This is a genomic window from Phreatobacter sp. GW821-FHT04C01 (genome assembly GCF_059420385.1).
In genome coordinates, this window is the sequence record NZ_JBWKTP010000009.1 from 337,817 (window position 1) to 359,278 (window position 21,462).

General features: G+C 62.5%; 14 protein-coding genes. 7 read left to right on the forward strand and 7 right to left on the reverse strand.

What is annotated here, in order from left to right; translation table 11 throughout:
- Nucleotides 1-184 precede the first annotated feature (184 nt).
- The 7 genes from AC07WJ_RS29100 (at nucleotide 185) to AC07WJ_RS29130 (ending at nucleotide 12,784) form a co-directional block, all read left to right on the forward strand.
- A complete protein-coding gene (locus tag AC07WJ_RS29100) occupies nucleotides 185-532 on the forward strand; it encodes a hypothetical protein (protein ID WP_494938197.1) in 348 nt (115 codons plus the stop codon).
- Nucleotides 533-916: 384 nt separating this feature from the next.
- The gene (locus AC07WJ_RS29105; RefSeq protein ID WP_494938198.1) at nucleotides 917-1,420 is read left to right on the forward strand and encodes a translation initiation factor 2; all 504 of its coding nucleotides are present in this window, start codon (nucleotides 917-919) and stop codon (nucleotides 1,418-1,420) included.
- Nucleotides 1,421-1,552: 132 nt separating this feature from the next.
- Nucleotides 1,553-7,105, forward strand: a complete 5,553-nt coding sequence (locus tag AC07WJ_RS29110) for a sacsin N-terminal ATP-binding-like domain-containing protein (protein ID WP_494938199.1) — start codon at nucleotides 1,553-1,555, stop codon at nucleotides 7,103-7,105.
- Between the two features lie 219 nt (nucleotides 7,106-7,324).
- A complete protein-coding gene (locus AC07WJ_RS29115) occupies nucleotides 7,325-9,610 on the forward strand; it encodes a DGQHR domain-containing protein (protein WP_494938200.1) in 2,286 nt (761 codons plus the stop codon).
- Nucleotides 9,610-10,497, forward strand: a complete 888-nt coding sequence (locus AC07WJ_RS29120; protein ID WP_494938201.1) for a DNA adenine methylase — start codon at nucleotides 9,610-9,612, stop codon at nucleotides 10,495-10,497. Before AC07WJ_RS29115 ends, AC07WJ_RS29120 begins: the two co-directional genes overlap by 1 nt.
- Before the next feature lie 387 nt (nucleotides 10,498-10,884).
- On the forward strand, nucleotides 10,885-11,862 hold the full coding sequence (locus AC07WJ_RS29125) for a Bug family tripartite tricarboxylate transporter substrate binding protein (RefSeq protein ID WP_494938218.1): 978 nt from the start codon (nucleotides 10,885-10,887) through the stop codon (nucleotides 11,860-11,862).
- Between the two features lie 256 nt (nucleotides 11,863-12,118).
- Nucleotides 12,119-12,784 (forward strand): TetR/AcrR family transcriptional regulator, encoded by a 666-nt coding sequence (locus tag AC07WJ_RS29130; RefSeq protein ID WP_494938202.1) that lies wholly within the window; start codon nucleotides 12,119-12,121, stop codon nucleotides 12,782-12,784.
- A gap of 246 nt (nucleotides 12,785-13,030) precedes the next feature.
- On the opposite strand, the gene AC07WJ_RS29135 is transcribed toward AC07WJ_RS29130, so the two are convergent.
- From AC07WJ_RS29135 to AC07WJ_RS29165, 7 genes are all read right to left on the reverse strand, one after another.
- Nucleotides 13,031-13,897 (reverse strand): sugar phosphate isomerase/epimerase family protein, encoded by an 867-nt coding sequence (locus AC07WJ_RS29135; RefSeq protein WP_494938203.1) that lies wholly within the window; start codon nucleotides 13,895-13,897, stop codon nucleotides 13,031-13,033.
- Nucleotides 13,898-14,242: 345 nt separating this feature from the next.
- A complete protein-coding gene (locus tag AC07WJ_RS29140) occupies nucleotides 14,243-15,430 on the reverse strand; it encodes a dihydrodipicolinate synthase family protein (RefSeq protein WP_494938204.1) in 1,188 nt (395 codons plus the stop codon).
- A 14-nt stretch (nucleotides 15,431-15,444) separates the two neighbouring features.
- Complete coding sequence (locus AC07WJ_RS29145) at nucleotides 15,445-16,596, reverse strand: Gfo/Idh/MocA family protein (RefSeq protein ID WP_494938205.1); 1,152 nt, start codon at nucleotides 16,594-16,596, stop codon at nucleotides 15,445-15,447.
- On the reverse strand, nucleotides 16,593-17,990 hold the full coding sequence (locus AC07WJ_RS29150; RefSeq protein WP_494938206.1) for an enolase-like domain-containing protein: 1,398 nt from the start codon (nucleotides 17,988-17,990) through the stop codon (nucleotides 16,593-16,595). Before AC07WJ_RS29150 ends, AC07WJ_RS29145 begins: the two co-directional genes overlap by 4 nt.
- On the reverse strand, nucleotides 17,990-18,808 hold the full coding sequence (locus AC07WJ_RS29155; RefSeq protein ID WP_494938207.1) for an ABC transporter ATP-binding protein: 819 nt from the start codon (nucleotides 18,806-18,808) through the stop codon (nucleotides 17,990-17,992). The genes AC07WJ_RS29150 and AC07WJ_RS29155 overlap by 1 nt, the downstream gene beginning before the upstream one ends.
- Nucleotides 18,809-19,184: 376 nt before the next feature.
- Nucleotides 19,185-20,204, reverse strand: a complete 1,020-nt coding sequence (locus tag AC07WJ_RS29160) for an ABC transporter substrate-binding protein (RefSeq protein ID WP_494938208.1) — start codon at nucleotides 20,202-20,204, stop codon at nucleotides 19,185-19,187.
- Nucleotides 20,205-20,292: 88 nt separating this feature from the next.
- Entirely contained in the window at nucleotides 20,293-21,102 is an 810-nt protein-coding gene (locus AC07WJ_RS29165) for an ABC transporter permease (protein WP_494938219.1), read from the reverse strand.
- Nucleotides 21,103-21,462 lie beyond the last annotated feature (360 nt).

Consider the following 21,462-nt stretch of genomic DNA (forward strand, 5'->3'; position numbering starts at 1 on the left):
GCCCGGCCGATGCCTTCGCGCCATGCGGCGGCAGCCGGCCAAGCACCTGTTTCGACCCGGAAACACATCACATGCCGTAACGTCATATCCGCGCAGATTTTCCAGGGCATCAAGCGCGCCCGCCCTCGCGCGGCCCGATGGGGCGGCGCGAGGCGCGGCCGGATCGGCAAGCAATGGAACGGACATGACGATATCGATGAGAACACCCGTGGTCGCGGCCCTCGGCCTGCTGGCGCTGTCGGCGTCTTTGGCCCTCGCCCAGGAGCGCCAGGGCACGATCGCCGCCGGCGTCTATGGCTGCCCCACCGCCCAGCCCGTGGCGCAAATGATCGCCTGGCGCAGCACACGCCTCGCCGCCGGCGAGACCATCACCGAAGCCGAAACCACCGAAGCCCGCGGCTTCCTCTATGTCCGCTGCCAACCCGTCGCCGCCGGCACCCGCGTCAGCTTCACCGAAAACGGCCCGGACCGCGCCGTCAAGGTGACCCATGGCACCACCACCTTCTGGGTCGCCCCCGGCGAAGTGCGCTGAGCCGAAGGCGGGGCAAAGGGCCCCCCTGCCCATCCCCCCCTCGCCCGACGCGCCGCCCCTCGCCCAAAACGCGCAACCCACCCAACCCTCCCCCATAGGGAGAGGGTGGCGCCGTCAGGCGCCGGGTGAGGGGCGCAACCCCTCCGAACCCCGCGCCTGAATCACCATACGTCACCCCCGGCTGAGCGCAGCGAGGGAAAGGGGATCCAGGAGTTGCAGGGCAAAGCGCCCTCCGGCCCTCCGCGCGCATCGGTCACAAGATCTGTCTCAAAACCGCAACAACACTCCCCTCCCCACCCCGTTTCTCCTTGACGCACCCCCTTCACCCTTTGCTAACCTTGCGGTAGCGGAGCGCGAAAGGCGCACGCCCGGGGGGAATTGAGTATGCGTAATCTTTTGGCCGTCGCGCTCGCCGCGACGATGATGGGCGGCTGTGCGACCGCCATCCGCGGCACCACCAACCAGGTCCATTTCACCAGCGAACCCAGCGGCGCCGTCGTCACCACCTCGCTCGGCCACACCTGCACCGCCCCCTGCTCCATGCCGATGGACCGCAACAAGGAATTCCAGGCCACCTTCACCCGCGAGGGCTTCCAGCCCACCGTCGTCGACGTCAAGACGACCGTCTCGCGCGAAGGCGGCACCAGCTTCGCCGGCAACCTGCTGCTCGGCGGCCTCATCGGCATGGGCGTCGACGCAGCGTCGGGTGCGGCGCTCGATCACACGCCCAATCCAGTGATCGGCCGTTTGGCGGCGATTATTCCGCCGCCGCCGGCGGTGCAGGTGCCGGCCCGGGAGCGGCTGAGGTCGAGGTCGCGGATGAGGGTTCCGGTCGCCAATCTGTCGAGCACTTTCGATTCCGCGACACCCTCATCGCCAAGAAGCTAAGAAGGAAAATTACTCCGTAGAGCTGTGTATTTGTGCTTTGTAGGTCACCTTCACCCCAACTGCCCGTGTCAGTAGGAACAGTGGGATTAAGGGATCAAAATAATCTACCGCATTTCGGGAGATCTTCCGATCGTGTCAGAATTCAAAGCCGCGTTCGAAGGTCCTGGACAGAAATCAGAAATTTTGCCGCGCTTCGATCGGGTGGACCATCGCGCTTATATCGCCACACTCGCGTCTCGAAAGATTAAGGGCTTTTGTGGAACGATTGACGAGGAAGGCGCGTATTACTCCGAGATCTATTCGGGCAACGCCAGCCTCACCGACAGCATCACCGCCGACTATCACGGCCGGTTTCTGATCGAGCTGATTCAGAACGCGAACGACGTCCATCCGGACAATCGAACAGACGGCGAGATCGAAGTTGTGTTCGATCGACGCGAAGGCGAGAGCGGCACTCTCTATATTGCCAACCGAGGAGCCGCCTTCTCACAGAAGAATGTCAACGCGCTCTGTGACATGGGCCTGTCGAGCAAGCCACCGGGCGAGTCTATTGGCAACAAGGGCCTGGGCTTTCGCAGCGTCAACCACATTACCGATGCACCTTTAATCTATTCGCAATCAAAAGCACCTGCAGACCCGACCCGATTTGAGGGCTATTGCTTCGGCTTCGCGAACGATGCCGATCTAGATAGGTTGATTTCCGACCCTCGGCACAGGGTATTGGCGAAACAAGATCTCCCCTTGTTCCATGTGCCCAAATGGCTCGATGAACAGCCCGCCGGCATCAGAGCCTTCGCCCACCGCGGCTTTGCAACGGTGATCAGCCTTCCCGTCCGCAATGCTGACGCTGAGGAGGCTGTCGCCACAGAGATAGCCGCAATCCTTAATCAAACGGTCCCGATGCTCCTATTCCTGACAAGGCTAGAGCGTCTCTCTATCCGCGTCATCGCGGCCGACGGTAGCGACGACCAAACGTTCGTCCTGACCCGGTTGGAGCGCCCGATCAAGAATGCTCATGCTGCGTTGGCCGTAGCCGATCTTGGCAGCGCCGGCCGTTACCTGATTGTACGCCGGAAGGTGCCCGAAGCGGCAATGCAAGCTGCGATTAAAGATGGCACCGATAAGAAGCAATTGCATAAGCATTGGCTGAAATGGGAGGGCGAAGGTGAGGTCTCGCTGGCGGTCCGGCTTGACGCCCTAGTTGCGGCCCCAAGGCTATTTACCTTCCTGCCGATGGGCGAGCAGGCGACGGCGCCGTTCGCTGGCTATCTCAACGGGAGCTTCTTCCCCACCTCAAACCGAAAAGGGCTCGATGCGTCCGTTAAGCTAAACGAGCTGCTTCTAGACGAGGCAACAGCACTTGCCGCAGCGACCATTGGTTGCCTGACGCACTATGAAACGGTCGGTGCCGTAGATGGGCTGGACGCTCAATCGAAGGCACGCGCCGTTGTGGACCTTTTGTCCTGGCGCAAAGTCGATAGCCTACAGACAATTGCCGACCACGATCTCCCCGCGCAGGTCGCCCGGAACATCGCCAAGGAAGTAGGGGTTGCGAACTTCAACAATGCCTCCATCATCCCCTGCCTCACATCCGTGGAAAAAACCACGACGCTAGGGTGGTGCACGCCGGCGGTCGCCCGGCGCTGGCCCCATGACCTCGAAACATTCTCGGCCGATGTAGCTGCCACACATGCTGCGGCAACGAAAATTTCGCCGATCTGGCCGGAGCTCGGACAACGGATTGACCGCCTGAGCGCCTATCTTTCGAAACAGGCGCAGGCTTATGTCGAATTCCCAACCTCTGAGGAGCGCGCCGAGTTGGCGACCAAGGTGGCCGAGCAACTCGGTGCGAACCGCCGGACACCGATCTCACTGTGGTCTGCCTACTATCGAGATCTCGCGGTGCTGCTCGACAAGGCGGGCAGCGTGTTGGCCGGTCGCAAGGTGTTGCTCGGCGCGGACCGCAATCTCCATCGAACCATGACCCCAATAGTTGAGGTAGATGGCAAGGCAAAGCGCCGCCGCCGCAAGGGCGAGATCGAGGCTTCCGTCTTCTCGCCCCCAGCGCGCCGCGGCCCGGGATCGGACGACGACGAGCAACTCACGCCACCCGAGATCTTGGCCGAGAATTTTGCGTTTCTGTCGAACCGGCTGGATTGGTACGGCGAACTCGCGGACGCGCGTGACTTTCTCGAAAAAGCGAAGCTCGTCTTCCCGTTCGACCGCGAGGGGATCCTCGCTCAACTCTCGCGAGCCCTTCGCCAAGATGGCCGGCACGCTATTCGAGCTGCCGGCTTACGCTGGGCCTTCCAGATCTGGCGACAGCCAAGGCAGGCAGGACGTGATTTCAAACTCCAGCCACAGCATCGATTCTACGTGCCAACAATGGGCGGCGACTTCATAGAGGCGAGTGAGGCGATCTTCTCCGAGAGCTGGCCTGACGAGACACATGGTAGCCTGCTGCAGCGCTTCCTGAACAGCGCGCCCACGGATATCGAGGACCTTAAGGCACTAAGCGCCCTGCGGCTTGCAGCGCGCAGCCACTATGCATTCAAGGGTACCAAAGGCGAGTTGTGGGCCGCGTTCCTAATTGAACTTGGCGTGCAGCAAGGGCTCCGTCCGGTCGCGAAAAAGCTGCCCGGAACGGTGGCAGCGTGGCGAGTGGAGGCGTTGTCGTTCTGCAAATCCATTGGCATCTCCTCCGAGGCAGCCGCAGCCTGGAAGGCAGATATTGTTGCAAACAACCCCAAGGCCATGATTCTCCAGTCGACGACCGAATACGTCCTTCGCGGCGACATCTGGTGGCTTCCCGGGCAAGGGGACTTGGCTCGGTTTGATCGAGCGTGTCGCGAATATTATGCGCAGCTGATCATCGCCTGGCTGGGACAACCTCAGCTGCTGCAATGGACGATTGACGTTCATCACCATCACCGCATCTACGCGGACGCGCGCGACTGGCCTACCCCCGTAGCGTCTTTCCTGAGATCCGCGCCCTGGATCCCTGCTGATGAACCTTCGACCGAAGGCGCGCGTCATGTCGCCGTCAGACCCTCCGAGGTTTGGCTGGCCGCCGATGGAGCGGAGCGTCTCCCCTTCTTCCTGCGGCGTCCTGCTACCCCCGTAGCGCGGGCGCTCGAGAAAGCGAGCCACGACCAAATGAAGATGCTGAGCGCGCGTGCGCAGCTGCGCGTGCTCAACTCGCCTGTGACGCTCATCGAGCAGGTGGAATTCCTCGCAGAACAGTATGCACGCGAAGGATTTGATCGCTATTACGAGCGTCAGCTTCTCAATCTCTATCATCAGAGCTGGATCCTGATTGCAGTGCGTGTGGCAGCCGGGGGGCTCGATCTGGCGGGTAGAGCAATACCCCAAACGCTGATCGTACGCCGCGGCAATGAGGTTGAGGTCATCAAGCTGCCTCGGGCGACTACCGAGTTGGTAGAGCTCATTTATGTCCGCGACTGTGATGATGAGACGGTCGCCAGCTTGGTTGAGGCAAGCGACCGGCTTCTGTTCGACCCGCGCTCGACCAATCCAGCGCGGATTGGCGCCTTGATGCGTCGGCTGTACGGACGAAGAGTTCGGCTGCTGTCTGAGGTAGATTATTCGATGGTGGCCGATGGCCAAGAGATCGGGGTTGGCAATGTGGCGCCGATCCTGGAATGGTGTCCGCGACTGCGCATGTTGATCGCAGTCGCGATGGAAGCGCTCAAGGGCATCGAGCTACAGCGCCTGCCGTCGGATCGGCACGCCATCGTCGCTCGGCTCGAACGACTTGCTTTGCAGCGCGTGACGACGATCAGCTTCAGGATAGATGACACCGATGTGGTGCAGGATGTCGAAGGGCGTCGCGCCTTCGCACTCAAGCTCCCCGACGGCCAGCCAATCGTGGTGGCACGCGCGGCGGCCGTGATGAGTTGGCAGGTGATCGATGACGCGCTTGGCGCGATTTGCGAGTCGATTGAACAGACGGCTTTGGAGCCGCACCTACGGCTCCTTCTCTACGCTCTCGCCAACGAAGAAGCGGCAATCGACGAGGAGCCGGCGCTCGAACTCGAACTGGACCGCCTGTGCGATCTGCTGCGTCTGAACATCGCCGGCAGGCGCTCGGTGCGCGAGACGCTGGGAGCGAGGCTGGAGCGGCACGTACCATGGCTGCGGGCTATCATCCATCTGGGGGGCGGCACCGAGGCGGTCGATGCGTTCGCTATGCAGGAAGCGGTGGCGGTTAAGGACATCGCACGTCTGCGCGAAGCGATTTCACCATCGCTTCATGTCTTAGAGCATGACGCCGATACTGTGCTTGAGGCATGCAAGAACGCGCTGAGCGTCGCGGAACTCCGCGAGATGTTGGCTCTAGACTTCGAGGCGTTGAACCGCAGCCTGGTCGCCGTGGGCGAAAAGCCGGATACTTATCCCGACCTACAGGCGGGCTTGGTCGCCAACTACGTCCATGAGAATGAGGTGGCGATCATCGACGCGCTTCGTTGCGCCTATGCTGATCGGCTGGCTCGCGACGAACCAGCCCCCGCTTATGCCAAGGCGCGCGAGGCTGTACGAACGCTTGCACCCGATCCCGAGTGGCTGCTGCGCTACAAAGAGGTACCTACCGCACGGATTGCCGATCATGTGAACGCGTGGCTCAAGGCCAATGGCGCGCTGGCGATAGGAGCCGCAACCGTCAATCTTCAGCCTCTAGACGAAGTGCGGCTCGCCAATGCCACGGCCATTCGGAAGTTCGTGGCCACGGCCAATCCACTCATCACGGCGTGGTGCGGCAAGACGGCTGTGACTGTCGCCGACATTTGGAACGAATCCGACAACGGAGCGGCGACCCTACGCTTAGCACTCGACAGGATCGGGATATTCGAGTTTCGCGTGCTCGATGAGTCAGCGCTTCTCAACTGGACCGCGGTCATAGGCGCTTGGCCCAGCGGGATGCCCCGCTCACTGGTGAGGGCCGACCTTGGCATCGTTGATGCTGATTTCGACGCGGAAAAAGTCAAGGCTAAGGCTCTGGCCGAAGCACGCAAGAAGGAAGCACGGTCGATACCATTCAACGGCCGCAAGGTCGATCCGGACGAGGTGGACTGGGGCGCGCTAGCCGCAGAGCTGGCAGCAAGCCTTTCCACGAAGTTGCTGTCAACGCCGCTCGGCGCACCGGCCGATCTCCTGCCTGCGAGGCAACGAACCGAGCGCCCAAGTGGGCCTCGCCCAAGCGGGCGCTGGGGGCTCCCGCCGCCGAGGGCGCCGTCGCAGAAGACCGATATGATTGGTCAGCTCGGAGAGCTGGCCGTCTACCAATGGCTCGCCGCGCGACTGCCGAAGCAGAATATAGATGCTGCCTGGCAATCCGAGAATGCCTTCCCTTTCACTGGCAGGACGGGCTCGGAGCGCCTCGGATATGATTTCGAAGTGAGCTTCCGGAAACAGCTCTGGCAGATTGAGGTCAAGTCAAGCCTAGGCGATCCATGCGCCTTCGAGATGGGCGAGACCGAGGTTCGCGCGGCGCGCGTGGCCGCCCGCGGCCGAAGCGGCGCGCAGTATTGGATCGCTTATGTCAGCAATCTAAGCGAGCCAGCACGCGCGCGAGTGGAGATGCTGCCCAATCCCATGAGCGAGGAAGGCGAAGCAGTTCTGAACCTACTCGGCGAGGGGGTCCGCTATGGCTTCCGGCGATCATGAGCGCCAACTGCCAACGTTCGATCGTCACCGACCAACGAACATTCACTGCATTGACCGATCAGCGTCCGCCTGCATCGGTCCGATCATGCCGGCACCATGCAATTCCGCGGCGAGAATTCTCGCTGTCAAAATCTTTGACAACTTGAGATTGCTGATTGCTAGAAGCGCCCGTTCTTGAAACGCTAACAAAAATTGATTCTATGGGGGGTTGGGTGTCTCATGCTTGGGGAAATAACTGACAGCGGTAGCGCTCGGACGGCAGAATATGGCAAGCGCAAGAAGGCAAGCGAAGAGCGCACATTTCAAAAGAACGAGCGGGAACTTGCCGAAGCGAGCGGCTGGTCGCTCATCCGGGAGAACAAAACTTCTCTCCGCTATGAGAAGCTACGCAGCATTGATGAGCGGCTGGAAAATGAATTTTGGCGCCTTTTGTACGAGCTCGGCTATCCTTCGCTAAATGTCGGCCGGAAATTCAGAATATCTGTATCCAGCAAGGAAGAGGGAACAATAGAAAAGCGGATAGATATATTCGCTTACGATGACCAGACCGTCATCGTTGCATACTGCAAGGCGTGCGATAAGCGCACGAAGCGACAACTACAAAAGGACGTTGTCGAATTTTCTTCACTTCAGAAGCCCATCGCTATTGCACTAAAGAAATATTTTGGTGGAACGAACGACAGAAAAATCATATGGATGTTCGTGACAAAGAATATTGATTGGAACCAATCTGATATTGTCCGCGCAGCCGAGAATAATATCAAAATTATCACCGAAAAAGATCTTCCATACTTTAAGGAGATATCCAAACGCATCGGAAGATCTGCGCGTTTTCAGTTTCATGCCGAATTTCTGTCGAAACAAAAAGTCACCAGTCTTGAGAAAACGACGTTTGCCATGCGTGCTAAACTTGGCAAACACCGCGTCTATACATTTTTTACGTCGCCTGACAAAATTCTCCCGATCAGCTTTGTGAATCATAGAGATCTTCGCGATCCGTCGGCGGCTCCTTCTTATCAAAGGCTCGTACAGCGAGAACGGTTGAAACAAATTGCAGATTTTGTCGCTGCGGGAGGGCTGTTTCCAAACAGCATTATCTTGAATTTCCGCTCGAAAGTAAGATTTGACCCATTGTCCGCGGAAGAGGATGGCGTGACTCCTGGTAAGCTTACGTTGCCAAATACGTATAAGTCGGCCTGGATAATCGACGGCCAGCACCGCCTTTACGGCTACGCAGAGCTTGAGGCCAAGCAAGGCGGGGCAACATTGCCGTTCATCGCCTTCGATAATATTTCGACTATCGATGAGACCAAGCTGTTTAGTGAAATAAACAGCAAGCAAAAGCGCGTCGAAAAACGTCTTCTCGACGAACTCACCGGCGAGATCAAGCTTGAATCAACCGACCGGAAAGAGCAGATGCGCGCCATCGCATCACGTGTCTTCGATCTGATGCGCGATGACGACGATTGTCCACTCGGCGGCAAGATCACTGGCGTCGAGCTTAAAAGCTCGGATCACAGCGTACTGACGATTCCTTATCTTGTGGACGCGGTTGCGCGAGCCAACCTGATTGGCAGCGTGGTCAAGAGAGAGAATAGGCATATATTTTTGCAGGGGGCGATCGAATGGAGTAGCGCCCACGCGGCGATTGACCGGCTGCGCGAATTTCTCGCCGAATATCTAGGTCTGTTTAGGGCGGCAAATCCCGTACGGTGGGATATGGGACCCGCCGGCAAACTAGCGAATAATCCGTCTGTTTCCGGCATCATCCGTTTTGCCGACGATATCATTCGCTATATGAGTCACAAACAGGGGCACGATCCCCGCCACCTTCACCCAAAAGAGTTGGTCGAAAGCCTTGAGACGTTCCTCGCTCCGGTTCTTGATTTCATCAAAGCCGGCCCCCCTGACGAGGTCACGGCCAGGTTCTCTGTTCCCTTTGGGTCAGGCGGCCCGGCTCGTATTCAGCATCTCTTGCGTTCGCTGACACACGAACAGTTCCCTGACTTCGATGCCCCAGATTTCAAGGAGAGGCTGCGGCAGAACGATAAAGATCGCGTGGACCGAGGCGATCGTCTCGTCCGGCGAATTCAAGAAGGCGTGCACCGACACGTTGTTCAGACACTGAAAGCCGCGTACAACAATGAAAGTAATTTCATCGAACTGGCAGTCGACAACCAAGACCTTCTAGCAAATACCTTTCGGAAAAGGCTTGATGACAAGCCCGAAAACCGCAAGGAGCTGGCGACGTATCTAGATTTTCTTGATTTAAAGAAAATCGTCGGCGTTGAAAAAAACTGGGCTTATTTCAAGGAGACACTCGACTTCGTCGTGCCTGGCGAGAAAAAGCAGAGCAAGAATCTCGCTTGGTTCGATTCAATTAATAAGACCCGCAGGGTTCCTGCTCATCCCTATGACCGATCCTACACCGACGAAGACATGAAGGCGCTTGAGGCCGTCTTCGGGATGCTTTGTCAGCGCAAGCTGGTAGCGGATGCCGAGTGATGCAGCCGCTTCTTAAGTGGGCTGGCGGAAAGCGCTGGCTCACCCACCGATTGCATAATCTACATAGGCTGGAGTTCACGCGGTACGTCGAGCCATTTTTGGGCGGCGGAGCGGTCTTCTTCAATCTTATGCCTAAACACGCACTGCTCTCCGATTCCAATAAAAACCTAATTGAGACATATGCAGCGCTGAAGACCGATTGGGCAGCCATCGTTGAACGGCTTGCGGGGCACCAAAAACTTCATTCGCGCGCATATTACTATGAGATGCGAGATCGAGTTTATGTCGACGCTTCGGATAGAGCGGCTCGGTTTATTTATTTGAACAAAACTTGCTGGAACGGCCTCTACCGCGAAAATCTTTCGGGGCGCTTCAACGTGCCAAAAGGCACGAAATCGAAGGTAGTATCGGCCGAGGATGATTTTGAGGCAATTAGCAAAATACTGAAGGTCGCGGAGCTTGTCTCGGGCGATTTCGAGACTACGCTCCAAAAAACGCAAGCAGGGGATCTCGTATTTATCGATCCGCCGTACACCGTAAAGCACAATCGGAATGGATTTCTGAAATACAACGAGAAGATCTTTTCATGGGAAGATCAGGTTCGACTAAGGGATACGATGGTTGCGAAATCCCGGCTCGGCGTGCGCTTCATTGCGACCAACGCCTACCATCCATCCGTCATGAATCTTTACGAAGATGTAGCAAACGTTGTTCCGCTTGAGCGACACAGCACTCTTTCTGGAGAAAGCCGGTATCGATCAGCCACCCAAGAGGTGCTGATCACTCTTGGTGTAGCTCCTGAAGATGTCCTTATTCAGGAGCGGGCGCGGATTTTCGTCCCAGAACAAGTTAAGAATGAGCAGAGTATGGCCTTGCCTCAGGAATGATTCTTCCTGCTACGGCCTGATCATGTCCTTCGTCGACGCCCTTTCCGAGAAGAGAAGGATCCTTTTAACTTTTACGTACCTCGTTTCCGCGGCTGCAGGTCGGCTTTCGGCACCGTCGAGAGCCGCGCTCAGACGTTCCCCAACGGCCCGATCGTCATGGTCTGGTTGAGTCCGCCCTTCCCAATCCGCCCACCTGCGACAAAACAGCCCCTCCACCCTTCCTCATCCCTCTTACCCACTCACCAGTTACATACTTGATTGACGCTCCCCGCCCCTCCTGACTATCGTCCTCGCCAACCGCGACGACGGGCCGCCCCCACCGGCCGCCCACACTCGCGTGACCGATGGGCGTCAAGCCCGCGTCATCATTGGGAGGATCTCGTGAGCATGATCAGGCTGGCGCTTGCCGCTGCCCTTTCCACTGTCCTTACCGGCGCCGTCGAGAGCCGGGCGCAGGGCTTTCCGTCGCGGCCGATCACCATGGTCGTGCCGTTCGCGCCGGGCGGGCCCACCGACATCGTCGCGCGCATCGTCGCCGAGCGCATGTCGCAGACGCTCGGCCAGCAAGTGGTGATCGAGAATGTCGCGGGCGCCGCCGGCACGACCGGGGCAGCGCGCGTGGCGCGTTCGGCACCCGACGGCCACACCATCCTGATGGGCCCGATGAGCACCATGAGCTTCTCGCCGGCGCTCTATCCGCGGCTCGCCTTCGACCCGCTCACCGATTTCGAGCCGGTCGGCATCGTCGCCTCGGCGCCGATCATGCTGGTCGCCTCGAACCAGAGCCCGGGCGCCACGCTGCAGGATTTTTCGGCCCACCTGAAGACCAATGCCCAGGGCGTCAACAACGGCAATGCCGGCGTCGGCTCCACCTCGCATCTCGCCTGCGTGCTCTATAACAACAGGGTCGGCGTGCAGCCCACGCTGGTGCCCTATCGCGGCACGGGCCCGGCGCTGCAGGACCTCGTCGCCGGCCAGATCGGTTATCTCTGCGACCAGGTGACCAGCCTGATGGCGCAGGTCCAGGCCGGCGCAGTCAAGCCGCTCGCCGTACTGGCGCCCACCCGCTCGGCGGTGCTGCCCAATGTGCCGACTTCCGCCGAAGCCGGCCTGCCGGGCGTCGAAATGGTGGTGTGGAACTCGGTCTTCGCGCCCAAGGGCACGCCGGCGCCCATCGTCGCCGCGCTCAATGCCGCGATCCAGAAGGCGATCGAGGATCCCGCCGCCCTGAAGAGCTTCCTTCAGCTCGGCGCCGAGCCGCCGGCCGCCGCCCAGCGCTCGCCGGAGGCGCTGCGCGCCACCCACGCCGCCGATGTCGCCAAATGGGGCCAGATCATCCGGGACGCCAATATCAAGGTGGATTGAGGGGAGCCGGCAGGCGGCGCGAGGCTGGGGGGCCTCGCGCCGCGGCCGGTGCCGCTGGGCAAGGTGCCGTTTGCCTCTCCCCGGCGGGGAGAGATTTGGGATCGTGCATCGAACGGCGCCGTTCGATCCCGGTGGAAGGCGCAACACCACGGCATGACGCTGCAAACGCCGCGTGGCAGTGTGGGCAAAGGTCGAATCGGCATGAGGAGGCGACCTCACAGCGTTCGCCTGGTCGAGATCGAAGGGGGCCCGAAACATGCGCCAGGACGACGTGAAGTCCGACAGCGCCCCCGTCGCGAAAGTGGTGCGCAAGCGCGACAGCGCCGGCACGCGCGCCCGCATTCTCAATGTCGCCACCCGCGAATTCGCCAACAAGGGCTTCGAGGGCGCCAAGACCGACGACATCGCGGATCGCGCGCGCATCAACAAGCGCATGATCTATCACTATTTTTCGTCGAAGGAGCAGCTCTACCTGGCGGTCCTCGAGGCGGTCTATGACCAGGCCCGCTCGGCCGAGCACCGGCTCGATCTCGACAGGCTGGAGCCGCTCGAGGCGCTCGCCCGCTTCGTCGAATTCACCTTCGACAGTTTCGTGCGCGACCGCACCTTCATCAACCTGCTCGCCACCGAAAACCGCCAGCGTGCCAAGGTGCTGAAGAAGTCGGAGCGGGTGAACACCATGAACTCGCCGATCATCGCGGCGATGGATGGGATTTTGAAAGCTGGGGTCGACAAGGGCACCATCCGGCCGGGGCTCGACGCCCTGCAGCTGTGGATCACCATTACCGGCGTCTGCTATTTCTTCTTTTCCAACATTTATACGCTGTCGGTGATCTTCGAGACCGATTTCGAAAAGCCCGAGGTGATCGCGGAACGGCGGGCGCATGTGGTGGATTTCGTGATGCGGGGCGTGAAGGCGTGAGGGGGGAGGCTGGGTTAGGGCTGGTGGGCGTCAGGCCTGGAAGGCCACAGCTTAAGCCGCGCGGCTATCCTGATCACCTCTGAACCACATCGTCCTGGCCGGGCTTGTCCCGGCCACCCACGACTTTATGGAGCGGCCGCCAGGCAATTCGTGGATGCCCGGGACAAGCCCGGGCAAGACGAGGTGGTGGCAAGCAAGACGACCTGGCTCGAGTGGAGCGGCCGCCGCCATTCGCCACTCGCCCTCTCACACCACGCTCTTATGCCTCTCGATACACGTCCGCAGCACCTCGTCCATCGGGCGCTTCCACCAGTCGAGTTCGCTAAAGATCTCGACCTCGGAAAACCCGGCAAAACCCTCGGCCTCGACGGCGGCGCGGATTCTCGCGATTTCGATCACCCCGTCACCCATCATGCCGCGGTCGTTCAGGAGGTCGCGGGTCGGCACCAGCCAGTCACAGACATGGAAGGCGAGCAGGCGCTCACGTCCGGCCCGCTGGATGTCGCGGTAGAGGTTCGGGTCCCACCAGATGTGATAGACATCGGCCGCGACGCCCAGCGCGCCGGTGCGGGCCGGGTCCAACCGGTCGCAGATGTCGAGGGCCTGTTCCAGCGTGTTCACGCAGGCCCGGTCGGCGGCATACATGGGATGCAGCGGCTCGATGGCGAGCGGCATGCCGGCGCCCCGGGCGTAGTCCAGGAGTTCGCCGATGCCGTCCTCGACCTGCTGGCGGGCGGCGCCGAGGTCGTGCGAGACGGCCGAGCCGGGGCGCGCGTAATGTGGCAGGCCGCCGACGACCAGCACCAAGCAGGCGGCGTCGAAGGCTTTGGCTTCGTCGACCGCGCGGCGGTTGTCGTCGCGGGCCTCCTGGCGTCTGGAGGCATCGGCCGGGAACATGCCGCCCCGGCAATAGCCTGACAGTTTCAGGCCATGGGTTTTGACGGCTTTCACCGCGGCGTCGAGCCCCACCGTCGCCACCTGGTCGCGCCAGGGCGAGATGGCCGGGATGTGGTGGCGGGCGCAGGCTTCGATGATGGCGAGGAGATCGCCCTGTTTGCGCACCGTCGCGGTGTTCAGCGAGAGCTGGGAATGGTCGGTTGAGAAGTCACGCATGGGTGCCGCCGGGAGATCGGGGAGGAAAGGCGTGGATGGCCGGGACAAGCCCGGCCATGACGAAGTGGAGAGCGCGGCCTTCTGCCGTCACCGGCGGTCTCACCTCACCACGTCATGGCCGGGCTTGGCCCGGCCATCCACGACTGAGGTAGAACCACGAGAGAAGACGTGGATGACCGGGACAAGCCCGGTCATGACGAAGTGGAGAGGGCCGGTTTCTGGCCTCGTCGGGGGGCTCGCCGCGTCATGCCCGGCCTTGGGCCGGGCATCCACGAATGAGGTAAGGCCGCGACGCGGAAGACGTGGATGGCCGGGCCAAGCCCGGCCATGACGATGCGAAGAGCCTCACCCCGCGATCCCCCTCGTCGCCATGACCGCCGCCATGCGCGCCGCCGCCTGGTCCGGGTCGCGCAAAATTCCCGCCTTGTCGGCGAGCCGGAACAGCTCGGCGAGATGCTGGGTCGAGCGCGTGCTCTCCTGGCCGCCGACCATGGTGAAATGGTCCTGGTGACCGTTGAGATAGGCCACGAAGACCACGCCGGTCTTGTAGAAGCGGGTCGGCGCCTTGAAGATGTGGCGCGACAGCGGCACGGTCGGCGCGAAGATCTCGTGGAAGGTCGCGAGATCGCCATCGGCCAGCGCCAACAGCGCGCCCGCCGCCGCCGGTGCGATCGCGTCGAAAATGCCGAGCAAGGCGTGGGAATAACCCTGATCGTCGCCGGCGATCAGTTCGGCATAGTTGAAGTCGTCGCCGGTATACATCAGCACCCGTTTGTCCAGGCGCCGGCGCATGGCGATCTCCTTGTCCTTGTCCAGGAGCGAGACCTTGACGCCGTCGATCTTGGCGGCATTGCCGTTGATCACGCCGACCGCCGTATCCATGGCAGCGTTGAGATCCGGCGTGCCCCAATAGCCCGCGAGAGCGGGGTCGAACATGTCGCCGAGCCAGTGGATGATGACCGGCTGGGCGGCCTGGCTCAGGATCCGGTCGTAAACCCGGGCATAGTCGGCCGGGCCTTTGGCAACGCGGGCGAGCGCCCGCGAGGCCATCATGATGATGCGCCCGCCGGCCGCCTCGATCGCCTCGAACTGGGTCTCATAGGCCTTGATCACGTCGTCGACCGAGCGTGCATCGGCCGGATCCAGATGGTCGGTGCCGGCACCGGAAAACACCACGGCGCCCGGCGTCGCCTTGGAGGCTTTCACCGAGCGCTGGATCAGCTCCAGCGCCATCGGCCAGTCCAGCCCCATGCCGCGCTGGGCGGTGTCCATGGCCTCGGCCACGCCGAGGCCGAGGCCCCAGAGATAGTCGCGATAGGCCATGGTCCGGTCCCAGTCGACGGCGACGCCGAGCCAGGGGTCGACCTCGGCATAGGGGTCGGCGACCATATGGGCGGCGGCCAGCGCCACCCGGTTCAGGGGCTTGGTGATCTTGTCCGGGAAGCTCTTCGGCGCCGAGAGCTGGTAGCGCTCGAGCTTGCGGTCGGCGGTCGGCAGAAGCACGCTCGCCTTGGTGTGCGGTTTGTCCAACATCTGCGTGTCCTCCTTCAAATCACCAGCGCGGGAACGTCGACCCAGCGGCGCTCCTTCCAGCTCTGCAGCGCGCATTCGACCAGCTGCACGCCCTTGGCGCCCTCCACCAGCGTGTAGGAATAAGGCGCGTCCTCGACCACGTGGCGAATGAACATTTCCCACTGGGCCTTGAAGCCGTTGTCGAACTGGACGTTGTCGGGAACCTTCTGCCAGGTCGACCGGAAGTCGATGGTCTGCTTCTGGTCGGGGTTCCACACCGGGCGCGGGGTGGCGGCGCGCGGCTGGATCATGCAGTCGTGCAGGCCGGCCACCGCCGAGCCCAAGGTGCCATCGACATTGAAGGTGACGAGGTCGTCGCGATAGACCCGGGTCACCCAGGACATGTTCATATGCGCGATGACGCCGCCTTCCAGCTCGAAGGTGGCATAGGCCGCGTCGTCGGCGGTTGCCTTGTAGCGCTTGCCGTTTTCGTCGACACGCTCGGGGATATGGGTGGCGCCGAGGCAGGAGACCGATTTCACCTGGCCGAACAGGTTGTCGAGCACGTAGCGCCAGTGGCAGACCATGTCGAGGATCATGCCGCCGCCGTCCTCGTTGCGGTAGTTCCACGAGGGCCGCTGCGCCTCCTGCCAGTCGCCCTCGAACACCCAGTAGCCGAACTCGCCACGGACCGAGAGCATCTTGCCGAAAAAGCCGGAATCCCGAAGCATTTTCAGCTTCTGCAGACCCGGCAGGAACAGCTTGTCCTGCACCGTGCCGTTCTTCACGCCCTTGTCGCGGGCGAGCCGGCAAATGCGCAGCGCCTCCGCCAGATTGGTCGAGATCGGCTTCTCGCAATAGATGTGCTTGCCGGCATGGATCGCCTGGTCGAGCAGCGTCGGGCGCATCTGGGTGGTCGCGGCGTCGAAGAAGATCTGGTTTTTCGGATCGGCGATGGCCGCGTCCAGATCGGTGCCCCAGCGCTCCACGCCATTGGCCTTGGCGAGGGCCGCCACCTTGTCGGCATTGCGGCCGATCAGGATCGGGTCGAGCTGCACCTTCGTGCCGTCGGAGAGCGTCACGCCGCCCTGCGCCCGGATGGCGGCGACCGAGCGCACCAGGTGCTGGTTGGTGCCCATGCGGCCGGTGACGCCGTTCATCACGACACCGAGGGTCTTGAGGGTCATGCGGATGGTCCTTCAGTTGCAAGCGAAAGCGGTGACAGGGAAGCCCAGGCCGGCTCGGCACCCGAGGCGAAACCCGGGCCGAACAGCGAGGATGTGGCGAGGCGTCCGCGCGCCGTGTCCAGCCGGATGCGGCCGTCGCGACGCGCATAGAGATTGGGATGGGCGGCGGCGAAGCCCTCGGCCTCGGCGTCGGGCGCCTCGCCGAAACCATCGACATAATGGTGGCCGTTGCGCTCGACATGGGTCAGGCCGAGCGCCGCCACCAGGGCCGTGTCCTGCTGCACGGCAAGGCCCGGCTGGCAGGTGAGATCCTCGGCCGAGAGCAGGAAGGGCGTGCCTTCCGACCGGCCGTTGGCGGCAGCGACGCGCGCGGCGTTGAGCAGCGCCTTGTAGAGGCCCTTGCAGCTCTTCGAGGAGACGCCGCGATAGCCAAGCGCCATGGCGCGCGGAAAGGCGTCATAGGCGTCGTCGGCCTCGTCGATGATCACCGTGCGCGCCGCGATCCGTTCGTCCAGCGCGGTCTCGAAGGTGACGCGCCGGTCGAAGGGCTGCTCGACCAGGATCAGCCGTTGCCGGAAGCGGGCGAGCGCCGGGTCCGCGTCGACCAGCGCGAACAGCGCGAGCAGGCCGGCCGGGGCATATTGCTCATTGGCATCGACCGTGACGCGATAATCCGTGCCGCGCCGCTCCAGCAGGCCGGCAATGGCTGCGAGCCGGAGGTGGTCGGCCGCCGGATCGCCCGACAGCTTGATCTTGAAGAAGCGGAGATCGGCGGCGTCGAGCTCGGCCGAGAGGCCGCCTTCGCCGTCGATCACGTCGCCGAGCCCGATGGTGTGGCGAATGGCAATGGAGGCACGGGGGCCGAGGCCCGCCAGCATGGTCCGGATCGCCGCGTGATCGAGATCCGGCGTCAGCCGGTTGTCCAGCCCGACGGCATTGCCGTTCAGGACTTCGACGAAGCTTGCGCCCAGCGCCCTGGACAATCCGTCGAGAATGGCCTTGTCGATCAGCGCCACGCCGAAACCCGCCGACAGCGCGGTAACGTCGGAGGCATGGGCCCAGGCGCTCTGGACGCCGTGGTGGCGGGCATGCAGGCCGAAGGCGGTGTCCGGCACACGCTTTTCCGAGGCCGTCGCGACCGCATGGGCCAGGCTCGCGCGCAGGTCGGCCACGGTGGCCGCGGCGCTCCGCTCGGCCCGCTTGTCGAACCATTTCGGCGGCATCAGCTCGGCGGAGGCGCCCGATGCGCGCGGACCGCCCTCGACCTCGACCTGCAGCCGCACGAAGGCCTGCCAGGCGCCCTCCACCGTCACCGCGCCGAAGCGGAACGGCCGGGCGAACGGCGTCCAGCGCTCGAAGGCATCGATCCCGTGCAGGGTGATGAGCGGGGCCATCAGTCGATCTGCCCCTGCGAATAGAAATGCGACCGCACCTGCCTGGCGAGCTCGGTGAAGGCGGGCGCACCCATCATGTCGAGCGTGCGCGGGCGTGGCAGCGGCACCTCATAGATCGCCGCGATCGCGCCGGGACGGTCGGTCATGACCACCACGCGGTCGGCCAGGAACACCGATTCCGGGATCGAATGGGTGATCAGGAGAATGGTCTTTTTGGTCTCATGGTGGATGCGTTGCAGCTGCAGGTTCATCCGCTCACGGGTGAGCGCATCCAGCGCGCCGAAAGGCTCGTCCATCAGCACGATCTTCGGGTCGTGGACCAGGGCCCGGCAGATCGCCGCGCGCTGCTGCATGCCGCCCGACAACTGCCAGGGATATTTGTTCTCGAAACCGGTGAGGCCGGCGGTCTTGATCAGCGCCTCGGCGCGGGCGAGATGCGAGGCGTGGTCGAGCTTTCGCACCTCCACCGGCATCATGATGTTGCGGATGACGCTGCGCCAGGCGAGCAGGACCGGGCTCTGGAACACGATGCCGACATCGTCGGGCGGCTCCACCACCGGCTTGCCGGCGACCGCGATACCGCCGCTGGTCGGCTGGATGAGACCCGCGATCAGCTTCAGAAGTGTCGACTTGCCGCAACCGGACGGCCCGACCACCGCGACGAATTCGCCGTCGCGGATATCGAGGTCGATCGGGCTGAGCGAAGGCACGTCGCCATCGGCCGAGCGATAGGTCTTGGTCAGCGCCTTGATCGAAATCGCCGGCCGCCCGGCGGCGGGCTGGGCTTCATCGACGAGGCGGAGCTTGGGTGCGGTCATCCAGGAGATCCGGTTGGTCTTTCATCGCGAAGGCAAAATGGCTTGGCAGAACGGTTGGGTGCCCTTGAGTGGGGTGCGTTGGGTATTGCAGTCCGGTCGGCCGTCCTTCGAGGCTCGCATCCGAACCGCCACCCTTCACCTCTCCCCGGCGGGGAGAGGTCGGCGCGCCAGCGCCGGGATAGGGGGCGGGGCGCTCATCGAGAAGTCGCCATGCGAAACGGACAACGCTTGGTTCGGAAACCACAACGCCCCTCTCCCGGCCTTCGGCCGACCTTTCCCCGCCGGGGAGAGGTGAAGGCGATGTGGTTCCTGCGCTTGCACCGGCTGACAAGCTCTGCCGGTGCGCGACGCTCCCGCCGCCCGAACTTCAGTCCCCCTAATTCGTCGCCCGGCCGGGCAGGAAATCATTGGTGAAGAAGCTCGCCACCTTGGTTTTCGCCGCCGGATCGACCCCGCCATATTCGACGAGGATGTCGACCGTGTCGGAGACCGCCTTGGCGTTGGTCTGGAACGGCCGCTGGTCCGGCGTCAGGCGATAGAGTCCCGCCGAAATGGTGAAACCCTCGGTCAGCGTCTCCTTCTTGCCGGCTTTCGGATCGGCCTCGAGCATGGCGTCGGCCGCGGCCGCTGGCGCCTTCTCGGCGGCTTCGGCGGCCAGCGTCGCGGCGCGCATGAAGCGGCGCACCAGGTCGGGATTGCCGGTCAGCGTGTCGCGATGGGCGATGACGCCGGTCGCCACCGAATTCAGCCCGTAATCGGCGAACATGATCGGAAACACCGACTTGCCGGTGACATCCTTGATCTTCATCGATTGATCATGGGAATAGCCGAGCAGCACGTCGGCCTGGCCCGATATGACGGCGTTGAGCTTGGTCTGGGCATCGCCCGCCAGGATCTTGACGTCGGCTTCGGTCAGGTTGGCCTTTTTCAGGAAGGCCGGCCAGACCTGCGACAGGGCATCGCCCGGCGTGGTGGCGACCGTCTTGCCTTTCAGGTCGGCGGCGGTGCGGATGTTCTTTTCGGTGAAGCCCATGGCGCTGGCCGGGTTTTTCTGCAGGAGCACGCCGGTGGAAACGACGGGGGCGCCGCGCACCGCGCCACGCACCACCGCCGACATGTCGGAATAACCGAACACGGCCGATTTGGCGGCGACCGCCTGCAGCGTCACCGCCGAGCCGCGGCCTTCCATGATCTCGAGATCGATGCCTTCGGCGGCGAACAGGCCGAGCTTCTTGCCGAGGAAGAACGGCGCGTGTTCGCCGTAGAGATACCAGTTGAGCAGGAATTGCACCTTGTCGGCCGGGCGGGCCGATTGCGCGACGGCGGGGCTGGCGACGAGGCCGGATGCGGCGAGACCGGCAAGAAAATGACGGCGATGCAATGGTCCTGAGGTCATCTGCTTCCTCCCTTGTGTGGCGAGCCGTTCGCGCGGTCGCCTTGTCGTGATCATCCAAGTCTTGGTCATGCGATCCCGGAGGATCTGTTCACGCGGTGAATTGAAATTCCTGGCGCCGGCTGGCGTGCCAGGGCAGCGCCAGGCGCTCGACCAGGTCGACGATCCAGAACAGGATGACGCCGATGACGGCCAGCAGCACCAGGGCGGCGAACATGGTCGGCAGCTCGAAATTGCCGATCGATCGCTGCAGCACGAAACCGATGCCGGAATTGGAGCCGACGAATTCACCGACCACCGCGCCGACCACGGCAAGCGTCACCGACACTTTCAGGCCGGAAAAGATGGCGGGCAGCGCGTTCGGCAGGCTGACCATGGTGAACATCTGCCAGCGCGAGCACTTCATCGACCGCGCGAGGTCGCGCATCTCGGTGTCGAGCGACTTGAACCCCTGCACGCCGGCGACCACCACGGGAAAGAAGCCGAGCAGGAAGGCGGTGATGATCTTGGGTGCGATGCCGAAGCCGAACCAGACCACGAACAAGGGCGCGATGGCGACCTTGGGGATCGACTGGGAAAACACCAGGAGCGGGTAGAAATAGGATTCCACCGTGCGCGAGCCGGCGATCAGCATGGCGGTAGGAATGCCGAACAAGGCCGAGAGCACGAAACCGCCGAGCGTCGCGATCGTGGTGGGCACCGACTGGGCCAGCAGCATGGCGCCTTCGGTGCGGAAGGTCTTCACCACCTCCCAGGGGGCCGGAACCAGATAGGGCGGGATGTCCAGGACGCGGATCACCACATCCCAGGCGACCAGCAGCATGATCAGGAGCGCGAAGGGCCTGAGCCAGGCGGCCTGCGCCAACGCCCTCGACCAGGGATGAGGCCTCGCCGCTTCCACCATCGCTTGCTCCCGGACGTCACGGCCCTCTTGGCGGGGCGCTTGTGTAACTCACCAGTTACTTACTATCGAAGGTGAGCGGGTGTCAAGGCTGGAGCTGGCGAGGAGCCCGTGGCGAATGGCGAATGGCGAATGGCGATGAGGCGAAACGCGCCGGCCCGTCAATTCGACCCGAAATGCGCTGATAGCGCCGACGTGACGCCCCTCACCCGGCCGCTCATAACATCGAGCGAACGCGAGATGCGTTCGCACTCGTTATGCGCAGCCACCCTCTCCCACGAAGTCGTCTACGGCATGCACACGTCTCTAAGTGTCCAGCCCTTTGCGATGGCGCGGAAATATTCGAGGCCGTGACGCGAG

What these genes read in the sequence shown, in the direction of transcription:
- AC07WJ_RS29140 (WP_494938204.1), bottom strand. Translation starts at nt 15,430, where the DNA reads ATGTTGGACAAACCGCACACCAAGGCGAGCGTGCTTCTGCCGACCGCC.
- AC07WJ_RS29145 (WP_494938205.1), bottom strand. Translation starts at nt 16,596, where the DNA reads ATGACCCTCAAGACCCTCGGTGTCGTGATGAACGGCGTCACCGGCCGC.
- AC07WJ_RS29115 (WP_494938200.1), top strand. Translation starts at nt 7,325, where the DNA reads ATGCTTGGGGAAATAACTGACAGCGGTAGCGCTCGGACGGCAGAATAT.
- AC07WJ_RS29105 (WP_494938198.1), top strand. Translation starts at nt 917, where the DNA reads ATGCGTAATCTTTTGGCCGTCGCGCTCGCCGCGACGATGATGGGCGGC.
- AC07WJ_RS29150 (WP_494938206.1), bottom strand. Translation starts at nt 17,990, where the DNA reads ATGGCCCCGCTCATCACCCTGCACGGGATCGATGCCTTCGAGCGCTGG.
- AC07WJ_RS29100 (WP_494938197.1), top strand. Translation starts at nt 185, where the DNA reads ATGACGATATCGATGAGAACACCCGTGGTCGCGGCCCTCGGCCTGCTG.
- AC07WJ_RS29160 (WP_494938208.1), bottom strand. Translation starts at nt 20,204, where the DNA reads ATGACCTCAGGACCATTGCATCGCCGTCATTTTCTTGCCGGTCTCGCC.
- AC07WJ_RS29155 (WP_494938207.1), bottom strand. Translation starts at nt 18,808, where the DNA reads ATGACCGCACCCAAGCTCCGCCTCGTCGATGAAGCCCAGCCCGCCGCC.
- AC07WJ_RS29130 (WP_494938202.1), top strand. Translation starts at nt 12,119, where the DNA reads ATGCGCCAGGACGACGTGAAGTCCGACAGCGCCCCCGTCGCGAAAGTG.
- AC07WJ_RS29125 (WP_494938218.1), top strand. Translation starts at nt 10,885, where the DNA reads ATGATCAGGCTGGCGCTTGCCGCTGCCCTTTCCACTGTCCTTACCGGC.
- AC07WJ_RS29120 (WP_494938201.1), top strand. Translation starts at nt 9,610, where the DNA reads ATGCAGCCGCTTCTTAAGTGGGCTGGCGGAAAGCGCTGGCTCACCCAC.
- AC07WJ_RS29135 (WP_494938203.1), bottom strand. Translation starts at nt 13,897, where the DNA reads ATGCGTGACTTCTCAACCGACCATTCCCAGCTCTCGCTGAACACCGCG.